This window comes from Streptomyces sp. NPDC050264 (assembly GCF_040655895.1).
Classification (GTDB): domain Bacteria; phylum Actinomycetota; class Actinomycetes; order Streptomycetales; family Streptomycetaceae; genus Streptomyces.
Window position 1 is genome coordinate 50,254 of the sequence record NZ_JBFAKV010000033.1, and the last position, 17,393, is coordinate 67,646.

20 protein-coding genes are annotated in these 17,393 nt (G+C 69.8%); 13 read left to right on the top strand and 7 right to left on the bottom strand.

Going from position 1 to position 17,393, the window contains the following annotated elements; all coding sequences use genetic code 11:
• The first annotated feature begins 143 nt into the window (after window positions 1-143).
• The 8 genes from AB0J02_RS38740 to AB0J02_RS38775 all read left to right on the top strand — a co-directional run bounded on the left by AB0J02_RS38740 (window position 144) and on the right by AB0J02_RS38775 (window position 8,778).
• The gene (locus AB0J02_RS38740; RefSeq protein WP_363198586.1) at window positions 144-1,145 is read left to right on the top strand and encodes an ABC transporter permease; all 1,002 of its coding nucleotides are present in this window, start codon (window positions 144-146) and stop codon (window positions 1,143-1,145) included.
• Window positions 1,142-2,239, top strand: coding sequence for an ABC transporter ATP-binding protein (locus tag AB0J02_RS38745; protein ID WP_363198587.1), 1,098 nt, complete (start codon window positions 1,142-1,144; stop codon window positions 2,237-2,239). Before AB0J02_RS38740 ends, AB0J02_RS38745 begins: the two co-directional genes overlap by 4 nt.
• A gap of 20 nt (window positions 2,240-2,259) precedes the next feature.
• Window positions 2,260-3,480, top strand: a complete 1,221-nt coding sequence (locus AB0J02_RS38750) for a dipeptide ABC transporter ATP-binding protein (RefSeq protein ID WP_363198588.1) — start codon at window positions 2,260-2,262, stop codon at window positions 3,478-3,480.
• Between the two features lie 160 nt (window positions 3,481-3,640).
• Complete coding sequence (locus AB0J02_RS38755) at window positions 3,641-5,035, top strand: M1 family metallopeptidase (RefSeq protein ID WP_363198589.1); 1,395 nt, start codon at window positions 3,641-3,643, stop codon at window positions 5,033-5,035.
• 35 nt (window positions 5,036-5,070) lie between these two features.
• Complete coding sequence (locus AB0J02_RS38760; RefSeq protein ID WP_363198590.1) at window positions 5,071-5,742, top strand: trimeric intracellular cation channel family protein; 672 nt, start codon at window positions 5,071-5,073, stop codon at window positions 5,740-5,742.
• Between the two features lie 121 nt (window positions 5,743-5,863).
• Window positions 5,864-6,847, top strand: coding sequence for a chitinase (locus AB0J02_RS38765; protein ID WP_363198591.1), 984 nt, complete (start codon window positions 5,864-5,866; stop codon window positions 6,845-6,847).
• A 25-nt stretch (window positions 6,848-6,872) separates the two neighbouring features.
• On the top strand, window positions 6,873-7,757 hold the full coding sequence (locus tag AB0J02_RS38770; RefSeq protein ID WP_363198592.1) for a thioesterase family protein: 885 nt from the start codon (window positions 6,873-6,875) through the stop codon (window positions 7,755-7,757).
• A 43-nt stretch (window positions 7,758-7,800) separates the two neighbouring features.
• Window positions 7,801-8,778 (top strand): YafY family protein, encoded by a 978-nt coding sequence (locus tag AB0J02_RS38775; RefSeq protein ID WP_363198593.1) that lies wholly within the window; start codon window positions 7,801-7,803, stop codon window positions 8,776-8,778.
• Here the strand turns inward: AB0J02_RS38775 and AB0J02_RS38780 are convergent.
• Both AB0J02_RS38780 and AB0J02_RS38785 read right to left on the bottom strand, forming a co-directional pair.
• On the bottom strand, window positions 8,738-9,589 hold the full coding sequence (locus AB0J02_RS38780) for an alpha/beta fold hydrolase (RefSeq protein WP_363198594.1): 852 nt from the start codon (window positions 9,587-9,589) through the stop codon (window positions 8,738-8,740). The two genes, AB0J02_RS38775 and AB0J02_RS38780, sit on opposite strands and share 41 nt — an antisense overlap.
• 18 nt (window positions 9,590-9,607) lie before the next feature.
• Window positions 9,608-10,231, bottom strand: coding sequence for a TetR/AcrR family transcriptional regulator (locus tag AB0J02_RS38785; protein ID WP_363198595.1), 624 nt, complete (start codon window positions 10,229-10,231; stop codon window positions 9,608-9,610).
• A 120-nt stretch (window positions 10,232-10,351) separates the two neighbouring features.
• Here AB0J02_RS38785 and AB0J02_RS38790 point away from each other — a divergent pair, with 120 nt between their 5' ends.
• The 3 genes from AB0J02_RS38790 to AB0J02_RS38800 all read left to right on the top strand — a co-directional run bounded on the left by AB0J02_RS38790 (window position 10,352) and on the right by AB0J02_RS38800 (window position 12,157).
• Window positions 10,352-10,510, top strand: coding sequence for a hypothetical protein (locus AB0J02_RS38790; protein WP_363198596.1), 159 nt, complete (start codon window positions 10,352-10,354; stop codon window positions 10,508-10,510).
• A gap of 61 nt (window positions 10,511-10,571) precedes the next feature.
• Complete coding sequence (locus AB0J02_RS38795; RefSeq protein ID WP_363198597.1) at window positions 10,572-10,904, top strand: hypothetical protein; 333 nt, start codon at window positions 10,572-10,574, stop codon at window positions 10,902-10,904.
• Between the two features lie 83 nt (window positions 10,905-10,987).
• On the top strand, window positions 10,988-12,157 hold the full coding sequence (locus AB0J02_RS38800; RefSeq protein WP_363198598.1) for a cysteine desulfurase family protein: 1,170 nt from the start codon (window positions 10,988-10,990) through the stop codon (window positions 12,155-12,157).
• A 34-nt stretch (window positions 12,158-12,191) separates the two neighbouring features.
• Here the strand turns inward: AB0J02_RS38800 and AB0J02_RS38805 are convergent, their stop codons facing one another.
• A complete protein-coding gene (locus AB0J02_RS38805) occupies window positions 12,192-12,878 on the bottom strand; it encodes an N-acetylmuramoyl-L-alanine amidase (RefSeq protein WP_363198599.1) in 687 nt (228 codons plus the stop codon).
• Window positions 12,879-12,962: 84 nt separating this feature from the next.
• Between AB0J02_RS38805 and mnmA the strand changes: the two genes are divergently transcribed.
• Window positions 12,963-14,117 carry a tRNA 2-thiouridine(34) synthase MnmA gene (gene mnmA, locus AB0J02_RS38810; RefSeq protein WP_363198600.1) on the top strand — a complete coding sequence of 385 codons (1,155 nt, stop codon included), beginning with the start codon at window positions 12,963-12,965 and terminating at the stop codon, window positions 14,115-14,117.
• A gap of 64 nt (window positions 14,118-14,181) precedes the next feature.
• Here mnmA and AB0J02_RS38815 read toward each other — a convergent pair whose 3' ends face one another.
• The 4 genes from AB0J02_RS38815 to AB0J02_RS38830 all read right to left on the bottom strand — a co-directional run bounded on the left by AB0J02_RS38815 (window position 14,182) and on the right by AB0J02_RS38830 (window position 16,656).
• The gene (locus AB0J02_RS38815) at window positions 14,182-14,460 is read right to left on the bottom strand and encodes a hypothetical protein (protein WP_363198601.1); all 279 of its coding nucleotides are present in this window, start codon (window positions 14,458-14,460) and stop codon (window positions 14,182-14,184) included.
• Window positions 14,461-14,491: 31 nt separating this feature from the next.
• Window positions 14,492-15,610 (bottom strand): hypothetical protein, encoded by a 1,119-nt coding sequence (locus AB0J02_RS38820; RefSeq protein ID WP_363198602.1) that lies wholly within the window; start codon window positions 15,608-15,610, stop codon window positions 14,492-14,494.
• The gene (locus AB0J02_RS38825; RefSeq protein ID WP_363198603.1) at window positions 15,607-15,960 is read right to left on the bottom strand and encodes a hypothetical protein; all 354 of its coding nucleotides are present in this window, start codon (window positions 15,958-15,960) and stop codon (window positions 15,607-15,609) included. The genes AB0J02_RS38820 and AB0J02_RS38825 overlap by 4 nt, the downstream gene beginning before the upstream one ends.
• Before the next feature lie 369 nt (window positions 15,961-16,329).
• Window positions 16,330-16,656, bottom strand: coding sequence for a DUF427 domain-containing protein (locus AB0J02_RS38830; protein WP_363198604.1), 327 nt, complete (start codon window positions 16,654-16,656; stop codon window positions 16,330-16,332).
• 176 nt (window positions 16,657-16,832) lie between these two features.
• Between AB0J02_RS38830 and AB0J02_RS38835 the strand changes: the two genes are divergently transcribed.
• Window positions 16,833-17,378 carry a TIGR00730 family Rossman fold protein gene (locus AB0J02_RS38835; RefSeq protein ID WP_363198605.1) on the top strand — a complete coding sequence of 182 codons (546 nt, stop codon included), beginning with the start codon at window positions 16,833-16,835 and terminating at the stop codon, window positions 17,376-17,378.
• Window positions 17,379-17,393 lie beyond the last annotated feature (15 nt).

Sequence of the window (17,393 nt, forward strand, 5' to 3'; positions counted from 1 at the left end):
CCTTTCCGGGCAACGGAGTCGATCCGTTGCCCGGATCTGGACCTCCGCCGCCGAAACCCGCCAGTCCGAAGGGCAGGTGATGGCCCCGGGCGCCGACCGGGAACTCCCACAAGGAGTTCCCGGCCGATGCCGGGCCGCGCACAGTGCTTGCTTATCTCATCCGGCGCCTGTTCGCCGTTGTCATCATGGTGCTCGTCGTGCTGCTCGCGACGTTCACCATCTTCTTCATGCTGCCCAAATGGGCGGGTCAGGACGTAGCCGTCCTCTTCGCCGGCAAGGCAACCGGAGCCGAGCAGCTCGCCGGTATCCGGGTGAAGCTCGGCCTGAACGACCCCGTGCTCGTTCAGTTCTGGGACTTCGTCAAGGGCATCCCGCTGGGCCGCGACTACGTCAACGGCAATGACGTGACCCACTGCGGCGCCCCGTGCTTCGGGTACTCCTTCCGTACCGAGGAGCCCGTCTGGAACACCCTCAAGGACGCGCTGCCGGTCACCCTGGCGCTCGCCGCCGGTGCCTGCGTCCTGTGGCTGATCGCCGGTGTCGCCACCGGTGTGCTGTCCGCGCTCAAGCGCGGCACCATCTGGGACCGTTCCGCCATGACCATCGCCCTCGGCGGTGTCTCGCTGCCGGTCTTCTTCACGGGCATGGTCGCGATGGGCGTCTTCGTGCACAGCCTCGGCTGGGTGCACATCGCCGACAGCCTCTCCACCGAGGATTCCATCGGCACCTGGTTCGAGACACTGATCCTGCCGTGGATCGTGCTCGCCTTCCTCAACGCCGCGATGTACGCCCGCCTCACCAGAGCCACGATGCTGGAGATCCTGGGCGAGGACTACATCCGCACCGCGCGCGCCAAGGGACTCGGCGAGTCCGCGGTCATCACCCGGCACGCCCTGCGTTCCGCGATGACCCCGATCCTCACCGTCTTCGGCCTCGACCTCGGTGTGCTGCTCGGCGGCGCCGTGCTCACCGAGTCCACGTTCAACCTGCCGGGTCTCGGCCTCGCGGCGGTCCAGGCCATCAGCAACAAGGACCTGCCCGTGATCCTCGGCGTGACGCTGTTCGCGGCTCTCGCGATCGCCGTCGCCAACCTCGTCGTGGACCTTCTGTACGCCGTCATCGACCCGCGAGTGAGGCTGGGATGACCGAACTGCACAAGACCGGTGCGGCGGTCGGAGAACCCGTCGCCGCCCCGGCCGCTCCCAAGGCCTTCCTCGAGGTCCGCGACCTCAAGGTGCACTTCCCGACCGACGACGGTCTGGTCAAGTCCGTCGACGGGCTCTCCTTCAAGCTGGAGAAGGGCCGCACCCTCGGCATCGTCGGCGAGTCCGGATCGGGCAAGTCCGTCACGTCGCTGGGCATCCTCGGCCTGCACACCGCGGGCCAGTACGGCCGGCGCAAGGCGCAGATCAGCGGCGAGATCTGGCTGGACGGCACCGAGCTGCTGACCGCGGACCCCGACAAGGTGCGCAAGCTGCGCGGCCGCGACATGGCGATGATCTTCCAGGACCCGCTCTCCGCGCTGCACCCGTACTACACGATCGGCAAGCAGATCGTGGAGGCGTACCGGGTCCACCACAACGTGGACAAGAAGACGGCGCGCAAGCGGGCCATCGAGATGCTCGACCGGGTCGGCATCCCCCAGCCGGACAAGCGTGTCGACGCCTACCCGCACGAGTTCTCCGGCGGTATGCGCCAGCGCGCGATGATCGCGATGGCGCTGGTGAACAACCCCGAGCTGCTGATCGCCGACGAGCCGACCACGGCCCTCGACGTGACGGTGCAGGCGCAGATCCTCGACCTGATCCGGGACCTGCAGAAGGAGTTCGGCTCGGCCGTCATCATGATCACGCACGACCTGGGCGTCGTCGCGGAGATGGCCGACGAACTCCTCGTCATGTACGGCGGCCGCTGCGTCGAGCGCGGTCCGGCGGGCAAGGTCTTCTCCACACCCCAGCACCCGTACACCTGGGGCCTGCTGGGCTCGATGCCGCGCATCGACCGGGAGCAGACCGACCGGCTCACCCCGGTCAAGGGCTCCCCGCCCAGCCTGATCAACCTGCCGAGCGGCTGCGCCTTCAACCCGCGCTGCCCGTACGCGGACATCCCCAAGGACAACATCACCCGTCGCGAGCGCCCCGAACTGCACCAGATCGGCACCGGTCACTACTCGGCCTGCCACATGTCGGCCGAGGAGCGGGAGCGGATCTGGACCGAAGAGATTGCGCCGAAGCTGTGACGGACGCCAAAGGACCCGAGATGACGATCCCTCAGCAGGCGGGCGACGCGCCGGCCACCTCAACGGATCCCGCCAAGGGCGAGCCGCTGCTCAAGGTCGAGGGACTGGTCAAGCACTTCCCGATCAAGAAGGGGCTGCTCAAGCGGCAGGTCGCCGCGGTGCAGGCCGTCGACGGGCTCACCTTCGACGTGCGCGCGGGGGAGACCCTGGGTGTGGTCGGTGAGTCCGGCTGCGGCAAGTCGACGATGGGCCGGCTGATCACGCGGCTGCTCGAACCCACCGCCGGGCGCGTCGAGTTCGAGGGCACCGACATCACGCACCTGGGCACCACTGGCATGCGGCCGCTCCGCCGCGACGTCCAGATGATCTTCCAGGACCCGTACTCGTCGCTGAACCCGCGCCACAACATCGGCACGATCGTCGGGGCGCCATTCAACATCCAGGGCGTCAAGCCCGAGGGCGGTGTGCGCAAGGCCGTACAGGATCTCCTCGAGCGCGTCGGGCTCAACCCCGAGCACTACAACCGCTACCCGCACGAGTTCTCCGGCGGCCAGCGCCAGCGCATCGGCATCGCCCGCGCGCTGGCCCTGCGCCCGAAGCTGGTGGTCGCCGACGAGCCGGTCTCGGCCCTCGACGTGTCGATCCAGGCCCAGGTCGTGAACCTGCTCGACGACCTGCAGGACGAGCTCGGCCTGACGTACGTGATCATCGCGCACGACCTCTCGGTCATCCGGCACGTCTCGGACCGCATCGCGGTGATGTACCTCGGCAAGATCGTGGAACTCGCCGACCGCAACGACCTCTACTCGACGCCGATGCACCCGTACACCAAGGCGCTGCTGTCGGCGGTGCCGGTGCCGGACCCGAAGCGGCGCGGCATCAAGAGCGAGCGCATCCTGCTGCGCGGCGACGTCCCCTCGCCCATCGACCCGCCCGCCGGCTGCCGTTTCCACACGCGCTGCTGGAAGGCGACGGAGGTGTGCGCGACGAAGGAGCCCCCGCTGCTCCAGCTCGGCACCGGCCACCAGGTCGCCTGCCACCACCCGGAGAACGCCCCGGACCAGGCCCCCGAGGACACCAAGCTGCTCTCGGTGGCGAAGGAGGCGATCGACGTGGTGACGGTCCCGGCACCGGCCGCGGTCGTGGAGGAGCCGTCGGAGGAGACGCCGTCGGAGGCGGCACCGGAGGCACCGGACGCGTCGGTGGCACCGGAGACGCCGGAGGAGCCCGAGAAGAAGTAGCCCGCTGCGGGGGGCCTGCCGCACGAGCCGCGGCGGCCCCCCGGTGGATCTCCGCGGCGCCGCCGCCCAACATGACCCAGAAGGGTCATGTACACGTCGTGCCCCCGAACGGCAGTGTCTCCGTGTCCGATACACCGGAACACGTTCGAAGGGACGCCCCATGGCTCTCTCCCGTTCGGCACGCCTGGCCGCGCTCACCGTCGCGGCCGCCTCCTTCTGCCTGATAGCCGCCTCCCCGGCCCCCACCCCCGGCGCCGACGGCATCGGCGACCCGTACTTCCCCCAGCTCGGCAACGGCGGCTTCGACGCCCGTCATTACGATCTCGACGTCGCCTACAACCCCGACACCGACCGCCTCGACGGCCGTACGACCCTCACCGCGCGCGCCACCCAGAACCTCTCCTCCTTCGATCTCGACCTGCAGAAGCTCACGGTCACCCGGGTCGAGGTGGACGGCAGACGCGCCGACTTCACGCGCACCGCCGACGAGATGACGGTCACCCCGCGCGGCTCGATCCGCGAGGGCCACACCTTCCGCGTCGCCGTCACCTACGGCGGCGTCCCCGAAGCGCTCAGCGGCCCGATCGTCTTCGGCTCCGACTACGGCTGGATGAAGACCACCGACGGCGTCTTCGTCGCCTGTGAGCCGAACGCCGCCTCCACCTGGTTCCCGTCCAGCGACCACCCCTCGGACAAGGCGACCTACGACATCCGCATCAAGGCGCCCAAGGGCCTCACCGGCGTCTCCAACGGCCGGCTGGTCGACACGTACGACACGAAGGGCGGGCAGACCGTCCACCACTGGCGCGAGTCGAAGCCCATGGCGACCTACCTCGCGACCGCCAGCATCGGGAAGTTCGACGTGAAGAAGGGGCGGACCCCGGCGGGCACTCCCATCTACGTCGCCATCGACCCGGTCCTCGCCGACAGCAACAGCGTCGACGTGTACGCCGTGACCGCCGAGGCCACCGACTACTGGTCCCGGGTCTTCGGCCCCTACCCCTTCGAGGAGACGGGCGCGGTCGTCGACGACATGCCGCAGGCCGGCTTCTCCCTGGAGACCCAGTCCAAGCCCAGCTACTCGGCCGTCCGCAACGAGTCGACGATCGTGCACGAGCTGGCCCACCAGTGGTTCGGCGACTCCGTCTCCGTCGAGCAGTGGAAGAACATCTGGCTCAACGAGGGCTTCGCCACGTACGCCCAGTGGCTGTGGGCGGAACACAAGGGGACCCAGTCGGCCCACGACTCCTTCCTCGCGGGCTACAACTCCCGCCCGGCCACCTCCTCCTTCTGGCAGACGAAGGTCGGTGACCCGCAGCGCGACACGATGTTCGCCTCCGCGGTCTACCAGCGCGGCGCGATGACGCTCCAGGTGCTGCGCGAGCGCATCGGCGACAAGGCGTTCTTCAAGCTGCTGCCCGCCTGGACGAAGCTGCACCGCTACGGCAACGCGCGGACGTCCGAGTTCATCGCCCTCGCCGAGCGGATCTCCGGTCAGCGGCTCGACGGTCTCTTCGACACCTGGCTGTTCACGACGGGCAGGCCGAGCCTGTAGCCGGGTTCCGGCCGCCCGGCAGGTAAGAATGTCGGGTGATCCAGGAACTGTTCACCCCCTCCGTCCAGCATTGGCTCGACCTCATCGGCATCTTCGTGTTCGCGATCTCCGGCGCGCTGATGGCCGTACGCAAGAACTGGGACGTCTTCGGCATCGTCGCGCTCGCCGAGGCCACCGCGCTGGGCGGAGGGGTGTTCCGCGATCTGGTCATCGGTGCCGTGCCCCCGGCCGCCTTCACCGATCTCGGCTACTTCGTGACCCCGATCATCGCCGCGTTCTTCGTCTTCTTCCTGCACCCCGAGGTCGAGCGGACCCAGCTCGCGGTGAACGTCTTCGACGCGGCGGGCCTCGGCCTGTTCTGCGTCACGGGCACGACCAAGGCGTACGACTACGGGCTCGGCCTCACCGCGTCCGCCGCGCTCGGCCTCACCACGGCGGTCGGCGGCGGCGTGCTGCGCGACATCATCGCCAACGAGGTGCCGTCGCTGGTCCGCTGGGACCGCGACCTCTACGCGGTCCCCGCGATGGTCGGCGCCGGGATCGTGGTCCTGTGCATCAACTACGACGCCCTGAACGGCTTCACCAGCGCCGTCGCGGTCCTCACCGCGTTCCTTCTGCGGCTGCTCGCCATGCACTACCACTGGCGCGCTCCCCGCGCGTGGAACCGCAGGTCGGCCGCGGTGGACGTGACGGAGGAGACGCCGTAGCGGGGCGGGCCTCCAACTCCCTTTTCCCGTTTGTCTCTTGACGCCCAACGGCCACACGAGTTAACTCACGTGCTGAATTAAGTCTGGACCAACCTTCCCTCCCCCCACGCTTGGAAGGCCCATGAGAACTCGTACCCGGCTCATAGCCGTGGCCGCCGCGACCGCCGCCGTCGCGGCAGGCGCCCTCTTCACCACCGCCCAGGCCGACCCCGCCCCCGCGGCCGCCCCGCAGGCCGTGGCCCCCTACCTCTACAACGGCTGGGGCGACCCGCCGGACCCCGCGGAGGTCCAACAGGCCACCGGCGTCCGCTGGTTCACCCTCGCCTTCGTCCTCGACGCCGGCGGCTGCACCCCGGAGTGGGACGGCTCCCGGCCGCTCACCGGCGGCGCCGACCAGAAGACGGTCGAGGCCGTGCGTGCGGGCGGCGGTGATGTCGTCCCGTCGTTCGGCGGCGCGAGCGGCGCCAAGCTGGAGCAGTCCTGCTCCGACGCGGACGCGCTCGCGGGGGCGTACCAGAAGGTCATCGACGCCTACGGGCTCAAGGCGATCGACATCGACATCGAGGGCGACGCCTACGGCGACCCGGCCACGCAGACGAAGACGATCGACGCCCTGAAGAAGGTGAAGGCGGCCAACGCGGGCCTCACCACCTACGTGACGTTCCCGTCCGACCAGAGCGGTCCCGACGGCAGCATGATCGACCGGGCCGCCGACGCGGGTCTGGAGGTGGACGGCTGGACGATCATGCCGTTCGACTTCGGCGGCGCGGGCCGGAACATGGGCGAGCTGACCGAGCAGGCCACCGACGGGCTGAAGGACCGGGTGAAGTCGGCGTACGGCTACAGCGACGACGAGGCGTACCGGCACAGCGGCCTGTCCTCCATGAACGGCATCACCGACGTCGAGGAGACCGTCACCCAGGCCGACTTCGAGACGATCCTGGCCTACGCGCAGGAGCACCACCTGGCCCGTCTCTCCTTCTGGTCGGTCAACCGCGACCGGCCCTGTCCCGGCGCCTACCCGAACGACGACACGTGCTCCGGTGTCGACCAGGAGCCCTGGGCGTTCACCAAGATCCTCGCGAAATACGAAGCTACCGCTTAGTAATTTCTTGTTGTACGTTGCCGGTATGGCAGAAGCAGCGTCCATGCAGGACCGTACGACGACGATGACCGCGGCGACGATCGGCGACAGCGAGTTCGACCGCGACACGACCGTCATCCGGCGGGAGCCCGGTGTCTACGACATCGACCTCTCCGCCGGGTGGACGATCATCAACGCCGTCAACGGCGGCTACCTGCTCGCCGTACTCGGGCGCGCCCTCGCGGACGCCCTGCCGCACAGTGACCCGTTCACCATCTCGGCGCACTACCTGACGGCCTCGGCCCCGGGCCCCGCCGTGATCCGCACCGACGTCGTACGCACCGGCCGCACCCTCTCCACCGGCCAGGCCTCCCTGTTCCAGTACGCCGACGACGGCACCGAGGTCGAGCGCATCCGCGTCCTCGCCTCCTACGGCGACCTGGACGCGCTCCCCGACGACGTACGCACCAGCGCACAGGCCCCGCCCATCCCGCCCATCGAGCAGTGCTTCGGCGCGGGCGACGCACCCGAGGGCACGCCCCCGGTCCCCGGCAGCTCCGCGATCACCGACCGCCTCGCGCTCAAGCTCGACCCGGCCACGCTCGGCTGGGCCCTCGGCGCCCCGTCCGGCAAGGGCGAGATGCGCGCGTGGTTCGCCCTGGCCGACGGCCGCGACGCGGACCCGCTGTCGCTGCTGCTCGCCGTGGACGCCCTGCCGCCGACCGCCTTCGAACTCGGCCTCAAGGGCTGGGTCCCGACGGTCGAGCTGACCGTCCACATCCGCTGCCGCCCGGCGCCGGGCCCGCTCCGCGTCTCCATCACCACACGCAACCTGGCCGGCGGCTTCCTGGAGGAGGACGCGGAGGTCTGGGACGCCAAGGATCGTCTCGTGGCCCAGTCGAGGCAGCTGGCGCGGGTGCGGCTCGGGTAGTTCTTCGCTGCGGAGGCCGGGCCGGGTGCGAGAGGCTGGCGCGGTGAAATCGGACCGCCTGCTCTCCATCCTCCTGCTGCTCCAGACCCGCGGCCGCGTCCCCGCCCATGAACTGGCGGACCGCCTGGAGGTCTCGGTACGCACCATCTACCGGGACATCGACGCGCTGAGCGCCGCGGGCGTCCCCGTCTACGCCGAGCGCGGACGCCACGGCGGCATCGCCCTCCTGCCGGGCTACCGCACCGATGTCACCGGGCTCACCGCCGACGAGTCCCGCGCCCTGTTCATCCTCGCGGCGCAGGGCGCCCACGCGGCCCTCGGCCTCGACACGGCGTTCGGCTCGGCCCTGCGCAAGGTCATGGCCGCCCTGCCCGCACCGCACCGGCCCGCCGCCGAACTGACCAGCCGCCGCATCCTGGTCGAGTCCTCGCGCTGGATGGGCCCGCCCCCGCCCGAGGTCGACGTCAGCGCCCTGCGGGACGCGGTCTTCACCGACCGGCGACTGCGCATCCGCTACCGGCACAGCGGCGCCGACGCGCCCCGCACGTACACCGTCGACCCGTACGGCCTCGTCTTCAAGGCCGGCGTCTGGTACCTGATCGCCGACCGCCGGGCCGTGCCCCGCCTCTTCCGCGCCGACCGGATGCACGCCGCGACGCCCACCGACGCCCCGGTCAAGCGTCGGGCGGGCGTCGAACTCGCCGACGTGTGGGCCGCGTTGAAGAGACAGGTCGAGGTGCGGCCCGGCGGCATCGACGTCACCGCCCGGGTCCGCCGCGACCGCTTCGACCTGTTCCTGCGGATGTGCGGCAACTCCCTGACCGAACACCCCGAGGACGACGGCGTCAGCGAGTGGATCACGGTCGGGCTCGGCTACGGGGTCCTGGGCGCGGCCCGTTCCCTGGCACCCTTCGCCGACCACGTGGAGGTGCTCGAACCCCCCGAGGTACGCGCGGAGCTGGCCCGCTGCGCCGCCGCGATCACCGCCCTGTACGCAGGAACCGACCGAGCGCGGCCGTGAGTTCGGCCGGCGCGTCCTCCTGGACCAGATGCCCGGCGCCCTCGATGATCCGCAGCTCGGCACCGGGGATCAGCCCGGCCAGCTCACGCCCCCGCGCGACCGGGATCCAGGTGTCCTCGGCGCCCCAGCAGACCAGCACGGGCAGCTCCAACTCCCCGTAGCGGACCTGGATGTCGTCCGTGAAGCGCTGGTCATTCTGCTCGATCTGCCGGTAGAAGGCATCCTTGCCCGCCTCGGTCAGCCACGGGGCGACGAGCCGCGCGTGCGTGTCCGGATGGAGCCCCGGGTGGCTCGCGGAGCTGATGTAGCGGTGCACGAGCGCCTCGTGCAGAGCGTCCGGCAACTGCCGGAAGGTATCCGCGTGTTCGGCGAGCAGGCGGTACGTGGGGGAGCCCCAGGGGGCGAGCGCCACCGGGTCGACCAGGGCGAGCCGGGAGTACCCGGCGCCGTGCAGCAGATGGGCGCGCAGGGCGACGCAGCCGCCGAAGTCATGGGCGACGACCGCCGGTTCGGTCAGGCCCCAGTGGTCGATCAGCCCGGCCAGGGCGCGGGCCTGGGCGTCGAGCGTCACGTCCTGGCCGGGGCGCATCTCGGAGGCGCCGTAGCCGGGCAAGTCCCATACGTAGACGCGGTGTTCGGCGGCCAGTGCGCGGGCCGGGCCACGCCATACGTAGGACGAGAACGGCGTGCCGTGGACAAGGACGACGGGTGGCGCGTCCGCCGGGCCGAGCGCGGCCCAGCGGATCTCGCCGGAGGGGCCGGCGCAGCCGCGATCGAGGGTCCAGCCGGTGTTCTGGTCCGGTGCTGTCATGACCATAAGGCTAATTGCTCATGACGCGTCCAGCCAGTGTCTGCGGCCGAGGCTCACCAGCCTCAACTGCCGCTCCGCCAGACCGGCCGCGCGCGCGAAATGCTCGGGGGGTGTCGTGAGGAAGACCGACGCCGTCATCACCATGTGGTCGACGTACAGGCCCGCGAGCATCAGCAGGTCCTCCTCGCTCCAGCCCACCGACTCCGGGTCATGGCTCAGCGCCGCGGCCACCTCTTCGGCGAACTGCCCGAGCTGCGCTCCTATCGCCTCGCTGACCCGCTGGACGCCGCCGTGCCGCTCGCGCGCGATGAAGCGCACATGGGCCGGATGGGCGGCCACGTGCGCGGCGATCAACTCCACGGTGCGCGCGATCCGTTCGTCGCTGTCCCAGGTCGCCGTGAGCAACTCGGAGACGACCCCGTGCAGACTGCCGAGCGCCTCGTCGACCAGTGCCACGCCCAGGTCGGCCGTGCTGTCGAAGTGCCGGTAGAACGCGGTCGGCGCCACCCCCACGGCGCGCGTGACCTCCCGCAGGCCCAGGCTGCTGAGGCTCTGCTCCTCCAGCAGCTCCAGTGCCGCGTCGAGGAGGGCCTGCCGGGTCTTCTGCTTCTGTGCCTGCCGGATGCCGAGAGTGTGACTCATGTCATCCAGTTAACAACTGTTCTCCGTAATTGGAAAGCCGTAGGAGGGATAGACTCCTAAGTCAGTGAACAGTTGTAACCCACGCACTGGTAACCACGCTGAGTCTGAGAGGTCTTCTCCATGCTGTTCCTCGTAGCGGCCCTTCTGCTCCTGGGCTTCGCGCTCGGCACCGTGGCGCACGCCCCGCTGTCGTTCACGCTCGTCGCCGCCGCCGTCATCGGCGTCTGGCTGGCCGTCTTCGCGGTCCGCGAGCGCCACGGGCGCCGCCACCAGCACTGAGCACTGAGCACTGAGCCGCAGCACCGGTTTCGTCAGTATTCGTCAGCAAGGGGGTACCACCATGCAGCTCACCGCACCGGCCCGGACATCGAAGGCGCCCGAGGCAAGCGAGACGCCGAAGGCAACCGAGACCAAGACGCCGACCCGGCCCACCGGACGGCGTGACACCGACGGCATGGCCGTCGCCTCGTTCGTCCTCGGCCTCATCGGCCTGCTGGTCCTGAACGTCTTCCTCGGCCCGATCGCGATCGTCCTCGCGGGCCTGTCCCTGTGGCGCGGCACCGCGCGCCGCGGCCGTGCCCTGCTCGGTCTCGGACTCGGCATCGCCGACCTCGTCGTGCTCGGCGCCCTCGTCGCCGCCGACGGCACTCTGTCCTGGAGCATCGCAGGCTGACGCCCTACGAAAAGCCTCGCGTGGGCACGGGACCCCACGCGGCGGCCGAGGTTCCCCGGCGGCCTCGTAGAATCGTGGTCACCATGGCCTACCTCGACCACGCCGCGACCACTCCGATGCTCCCGGAGGCGGTCGAGGTGATGACCGCCCAGCTCGGCGTCACCGGCAACGCCTCCTCCCTGCACGCCGCCGGCCGCCGCGCCCGGCGCACCGTCGAGGAGTCCCGCGAGACCCTCGCCGCCTCCCTCGGCGCCCGGCCCAGTGAGGTCGTCCTCACCGCGGGCGGCACCGAAGCCGACAACCTCGCCGTCAAGGGCCTGTACTGGGCCCGCCGCGCCGCCGACCCGGCCCGCACCCGCGTCCTCTCCAGCCCCGTCGAACACCACGCCGTCCTCGACGCGGTGCACTGGCTCGCCGAGCACGAGGGCGCCACCGTCGAGTACCTGCCCGTCGACTCCTACGGCCGCGTCCCCGCCGAGGCGCTGCGCGAGGCCATCGCCCGCAACCCCGCCGACGTGGCCCTGGCCACCGTCATGTGGGCCAACAACGAGATCGGCACGATCCAGCCCATCCGCGAACTCGCCGACGTGGCCCAGGAGTTCGACATCCCGCTGCACGCCGACGCGGTCCAGGCCTACGGCCAGATCCCGGTCGACTTCGCCGCGTCGGGCCTCGCGGCCATGACGGTGTCGGGCCACAAAGTCGGCGGCCCGTACGGCATCGGCGCACTCCTCCTCGGCCGTGAACACACCCCCGTCCCCGTCCTGCACGGCGGCGGACAGGAACGGCACGTGCGCTCCGGCACCCTCGACGTCCCGGCCGTCGCCGCCTTCGCGACCGCGGGCCGGATCGCCGTCGAGCAGCGCGAGTGGTTCGCCCGCGAGATCGGCGCCCTCCGGGACGACCTGGTCACGGCGGTCCGCACCGCCGTCCCCGAGGCGCTCCTCGGCGGCGACCCGGCCCCCGGCGGCCGGCTCCCGGCCAACGCCCACTTCACCTTCCCCGGCTGCGAAGGCGACTCCCTCCTGCTGCTCCTGGACGCCCAGGGCATCGAGTGCTCGACAGGCTCGGCCTGCACCGCGGGCGTCGCCCAGCCCAGCCACGTCCTGCTCGCCACCGGCACCGCCCCGGACCTGGCCCGCGGCACGCTCCGCTTCTCACTCGGCCATACGTCGACGAAGGCGGACGTGGAAGCGGTGGCCGCGGCGATCGGCCCGGCGGTGGAACGGGCGCGATCGGCGGGCCTGACGTGAGGTGACGGGCCGGGGCCGCAGGCTCAGCCCGGGCTCAGGCTTTGGCGGCGCCGGCCCGCTTGTGAGCCGCTCGCACCAGCCGCATGTACTTGTCCCAGTCCCAGTGCGGCCCGGGATCGGTGTGATCGGTACCCGGCACCTCCACGTGCCCGATGACGTGCTCGCGGTCCGGCGGAAAGTCGTAGCGACGGCATATCGCCGCGGTCAGCCGGGCCGAGGCCGCGTACATGGCCTCCGTGAAGTCCTCCGGGCGGTCGACGAACCCCTCGTGCTCGATACCGACACTGCGCTCGTTGTACTCCCGGTTCCCCGCGTGGAACGCGACGTCCAACTCCCGGATCATCTGCGCTATGTGCCCGTCCTGGCGCACCACATAGTGCGATGCCGCGCCGTGCCACGGGTCCTTGAAGACCTTCAGGGTCCCCTGATAGCTGCCCTGCGTGACGTGGATGATGACCCGGTCGATCGTGTAGTCGGCGGGCCGGTCCGCCCGCCGCCAGTTCGCCGCGGCCGCCGCCACCCACTCCGCGCCCCTGAAGTCCACCGCCCCGGCGTCACGCGGCTTGTCGACGCCCGGCATCTGCCACCACATGTGCGCGAGATCGCTGCGCGCGAGCAGCCCCACGCCCACGGCCGACGCCGCGCCACCGATGATCAGCGTCCGCCTGCTGACCCGACGGTCCCCGTCCCGGCCGCCCTTTCCGGCTCCCGGCTTCGCCATCCCACGTCCCCCGTCCTCCCCGTACTAGATCCAAACGGATATCCGGGGGATTCGGTTCCCGGCGCCCCGTACCCTGTTAGAGCTATGACTTCGCAGACTCCGCAGACCTCGCAGCGCCCTGCCGACCGCCCCGACCGCCCCCTGCGCGTTCTGGCCGCCATGTCCGGCGGCGTGGACTCCGCCGTCGCGGCGGCCCGCGCCGCGGAAGCCGGGCACGACGTGACGGGCGTACACCTGGCCCTCTCGGCGAACCCGCAGTCGTTCCGCACCGGGGCCCGTGGCTGTTGCACCATCGAGGACTCCCGCGACGCGCGCCGCGCGGCCGACGTCATCGGCATCCCGTTCTACGTGTGGGACCTCGCCGAGCGCTTCCGCGAGGACGTCGTGGACGACTTCATCGCCGAGTACGAGGCCGGGCGCACCCCGAACCCGTGCCTGCGCTGCAACGAGAAGATCAAGTTCGCCGCGCTCCTCGACAAGGCGCTCGCCCTCGGCTTCGACGCGGTCTGCACGGGCCACTACGCCCAGGTCATCGTGAACGAGTCCGGCGACCGCGAACTCCACCGCGCCTCCGACATGGCCAAGGACCAGTCCTATGTCCTCGGAGTCCTGGACGACCGCCAGCTCGCCCACGCCATGTTCCCGCTCGGCGACACGGTGACGACCAAGGAGCAGATCCGCGCGGAGGCGGAGCGGCGCGGCCTCGCGGTCGCCAAGAAGCCCGACTCGCACGACATCTGCTTCATCGCCGACGGCGACACCCAAGGGTTCCTCGCCTCCCGCCTCGGCAAGGCGGAGGGCGACATCGTCGACGAGTCCGGGGCCACGGTGGGTACGCACGAGGGCGCGTACGGCTTCACCATCGGTCAGCGCAAGGGCCTGCGCATCGGCACCCCCGCCCCTGACGGCAAGCCGCGCTACGTCCTGGACATCTCCCCGGTGAACAACACCGTGACCGTCGGCCCGGTCGACGCCCTGGACGTGACATCCCTAACGGCGATCAAGCCCCGCTGGTGCGGAGCGGCCCCCTCCGGCCCCGGCACCTACACGGCCCAACTCCGCGCCCACGGCGGCGAAACCGAGGTCTCGGCGGAGCTGGTGGACACCGAACTCCGAGTCACGTTCACCGAGCCGGCCCGAGGGGTCGCCCCGGGCCAGGCGATTGTTCTGTATGACGGGACGCGGGTTGTGGGGTCGGCGACTATCGCGTCGACGTCGCGGGTCACGGCGGTGGCGTAGCCCGTCGGTTTTCCGAGGCAGATCCGAGATCATGGCGGTGCCGGCCCTGGCACGAGTCGCAGGTCTACTTCATAAGGTGAGCTCCCAGGAAAAGTCCGGGCAGCACCAGCATAGCGGCGCAGGAGAAGCGGGTTTCTTTGTGCCGCCAACCCTGAAATGCCAGGTGCACGCCGTAGAGCAGTACTGAGTTCATGCCGATCACCGGCCACGCAAGTGTGCCGTCCAGTGCGCTTGTCACGGTTCCGAATGTCGCCACTGTGGCGAAGAAAGCCACAGCGAAGGCGGTGAACCGCCGGTCGCGATTTTCTCGGGCCTCGTCGGCCAATCTCTGTTCGAGGTTCATGTGATCTTCCCTGCTGAGACCGGTGGGTGTTTCACACCAGCGCGTTGTCGTAACTCTTGCCTACTACAGGAAACTTCCGCATCTCGCCGACGAGAGCGCACATGACGCCGACACCGGCGAAAGCCAGATTGACCGCGCTCATCACTCTGTCGTACTGCTCGGTGAGTTCTCGGTACCGCTTGACCATCGCAGTCACGCGCTCTGCCGCGTAGGCCGCTCCTACGAGGGCGCCGCCGACACCGACACCAGAAGCTGCCATGGCGGTGGAGGCAGCGGCGGAGATGGCAACCTGAATTCCCCAGTCGCAGATCTCCGCGATACCTCCCTTCACCGTTTCAGCGAACGAGAAGACGATGGTGGCCACGTGCAGGTAGCGATCCCGGAGATCGTGGAATGCTTCACGTGTCGCTTCGAGCTTCGTGGCAGAGTTTTCGAAGTATTTCCATGCGGCATCCGCAGCTCTCCCGTGCCACGTGAGGTCGAGCACGGAATTCCCGTGCCGAATGTTCGCGGCGATGTCGGCACACGCACGCCCCAGGGAGTCCCATGCGTCAGCGCAATCGGCGTAGCTCTGCCAATCGCCCGCGAGCCAATTCGTGACGTATCCGAGGATGTCCTGGCCGAAAGCGAACTTGATACCTTCGTTAGCCAACGCTGACATGCTGCCGAAGTCGAGCAGCGTCCCCGCTGCTTTGTTGGCAGGGGCGAACTCGAGTTCTGCCATGTGCCCTTGGAGCCAGCCGTCCGCGCTGCCGGGTGGTTTGAGACAGCTGACGGCGTCGCGTACATCCCGGAACGACATATCGCCGCTCGGGCGGGTCCTAGGTACACCGGAGGGCTTCACGGCCGGATAGGTCGCATCGATCTTTCGCGCCTGTTCCAGGTCGACCGCGTCGTACCAGGCTGCAGTCTTCTTCAGCTCGCCCACCGAGGCGTCGAGGATCGTGTCGAAACGGCACAGGACGTCGCGGGCGTCACGCATCCTCCGTTCGTGATCACCAAGGGCCCAGTTCCAGAGCTCCCCGACGAGCGACGAGTCGATGCCGGTGCTGCGATCGAGGTAGGCGCGGGCACTCCCGCAGTCCCCGCTTGCCCGGTGGAGCAGCCCCGCATACCCGATGAGGTTCCCGGACTTCACGGCCAGCGTCATGCCGACCTCTGCCCGGCGCGGTCTGCCTTCACGTGGGCCAGTTCCGCGGCCACCTGTTGCTCACCGCTCCGGGCCAATTCATCCCGTTCTCTGTCGGACATCGCGTCCCAGCGCCCCCGGAAGTCCCGGCCCCGCTCGATCACCGCCTCCGCGTACGCAGGGATCCGCGCGGCCTCCCGCAACCCCACCCGCCCCGCAAGAACCTCCTGAGCCATTTCCTTCAGAACGGGCCCGGCGTCCCCTCGGCGGAAGACCTCCATCGCCTTGCGCAGGAGGCGTTGCTGGACCGGATCGTCTGTCAGGTCCATATAGGTGGCTCGGTCGAGCCGGGGCGGTGTCTCGGCGGTCACTACGTCTCCTCGGTGCGGTATCGCAGGGAGCGGCACAGTAGTGATGCCGACAGGCGAGGAGAGCGCGCCGAGGGCGCAGGATCGGGGCGGCGGGCTGCCGCGACTCAACGGGCCCTTGGTCGCCACCCGCTGAGCGGAGTCATCCGATCGGGCGAGGCGTCAACTGGGGCCCGGCAGCGGTGAATTGCGGGGCCGGGGCATCAGCCCCGGGCCCCCGGGTGATGGTGGAGAACAGCGGCACCTGCGTCCTGCGCCGCGCCCGCACCCGGCACTCATGGACGGGCCCGCCGCGGTCACGGAAAGCTCCGCCTGAAGCGGAGGGAACCGCCTGCTCCTACATAGCGACCCGCACAGCGGCCTGCCCGGCCGTCAACCCACCACCTCGACCTCGTAGAAGCACAAGTGCCCCTTGATGGCAGCCACCTCCGCCTTCGGTTCGGGGTACGACCAGACGAAGTCGGGCGCGTCCGGCAGCGACCAGTAGGAGGCCGTGCCCTTGAAGGGGCAGTACGTCGTCGTGTCCGAGGCCGTCAGCAGCTCCATGGCGACGTCCTCGCCCGGGAGGTAATAGCGCACGGGACAGCCCGTCTCGCGCAACAGCAGGGGCCGCGCGCTCTCGGCGACCACCTGTCCGTCGCGCACCACGCGCACCCGCTGCGAACCCTGCTCGATCGTGATCGTGTGTCCATCAGCCATACCTGTGTCAGCGCTCACAGGTGACGGGTTCTTCCCGGTACGGGCAGGCCGCTGAAAGGATCACGCTCCGCCGAGTCCGATACGAACGTCGTTCTGACCGAACTCGCCGACGGCCGCATACGAGCTCTCTCCAGGGGCAGCGGCCGCTGTGGATGGCGGGTCGTACCGTGGACCCCATGAACATCTGTGTCTTCCTCTCCGCCGCCGACCTCGACGACCGCTACACCCGGCCCGCCCGCGAGTTCGCCGAGCTGCTCGGCAAGGCGGGGCACACCCTGGTGTGGGGTGGTTCGGAGAGCGGGCTGATGAAGGTGGTCGCCGATGGGGTGCAGGAGGCCGGTGGGCGGCTCGTGGGGGTCTCCGTGGACTTTCTCGCGGCGAAGGCGCGGGCCGTCTCGGCGCCCGACGAGATGGTCGTCGCCAAGGATCTCGCCGAGCGCAAGGCGCTCCTCCTGGGGAAGGCCGACGCCGTTGTGATCATGGTGGGTGGCACCGGGACGCTCGACGAGGCCACAGAGATTCTCGAACTGAAGAAGCACGGCAAGACCACCATGCCGATCGTGCTGCTCAACTCGGCCGGCTTCTACGACGGGCTCAAGGAGCAGTTCCGCCGCATGGAGGACGAGGGGTTCCTGCCGATTCCCCTCACCGACCTGGTGTTCTTCGCCGAGGAGCCGGTCGGCGCGCTGGCCTACCTGGAGGAGTCGCAGGGCATCGAGTAGTGCGAGCATGGCGGC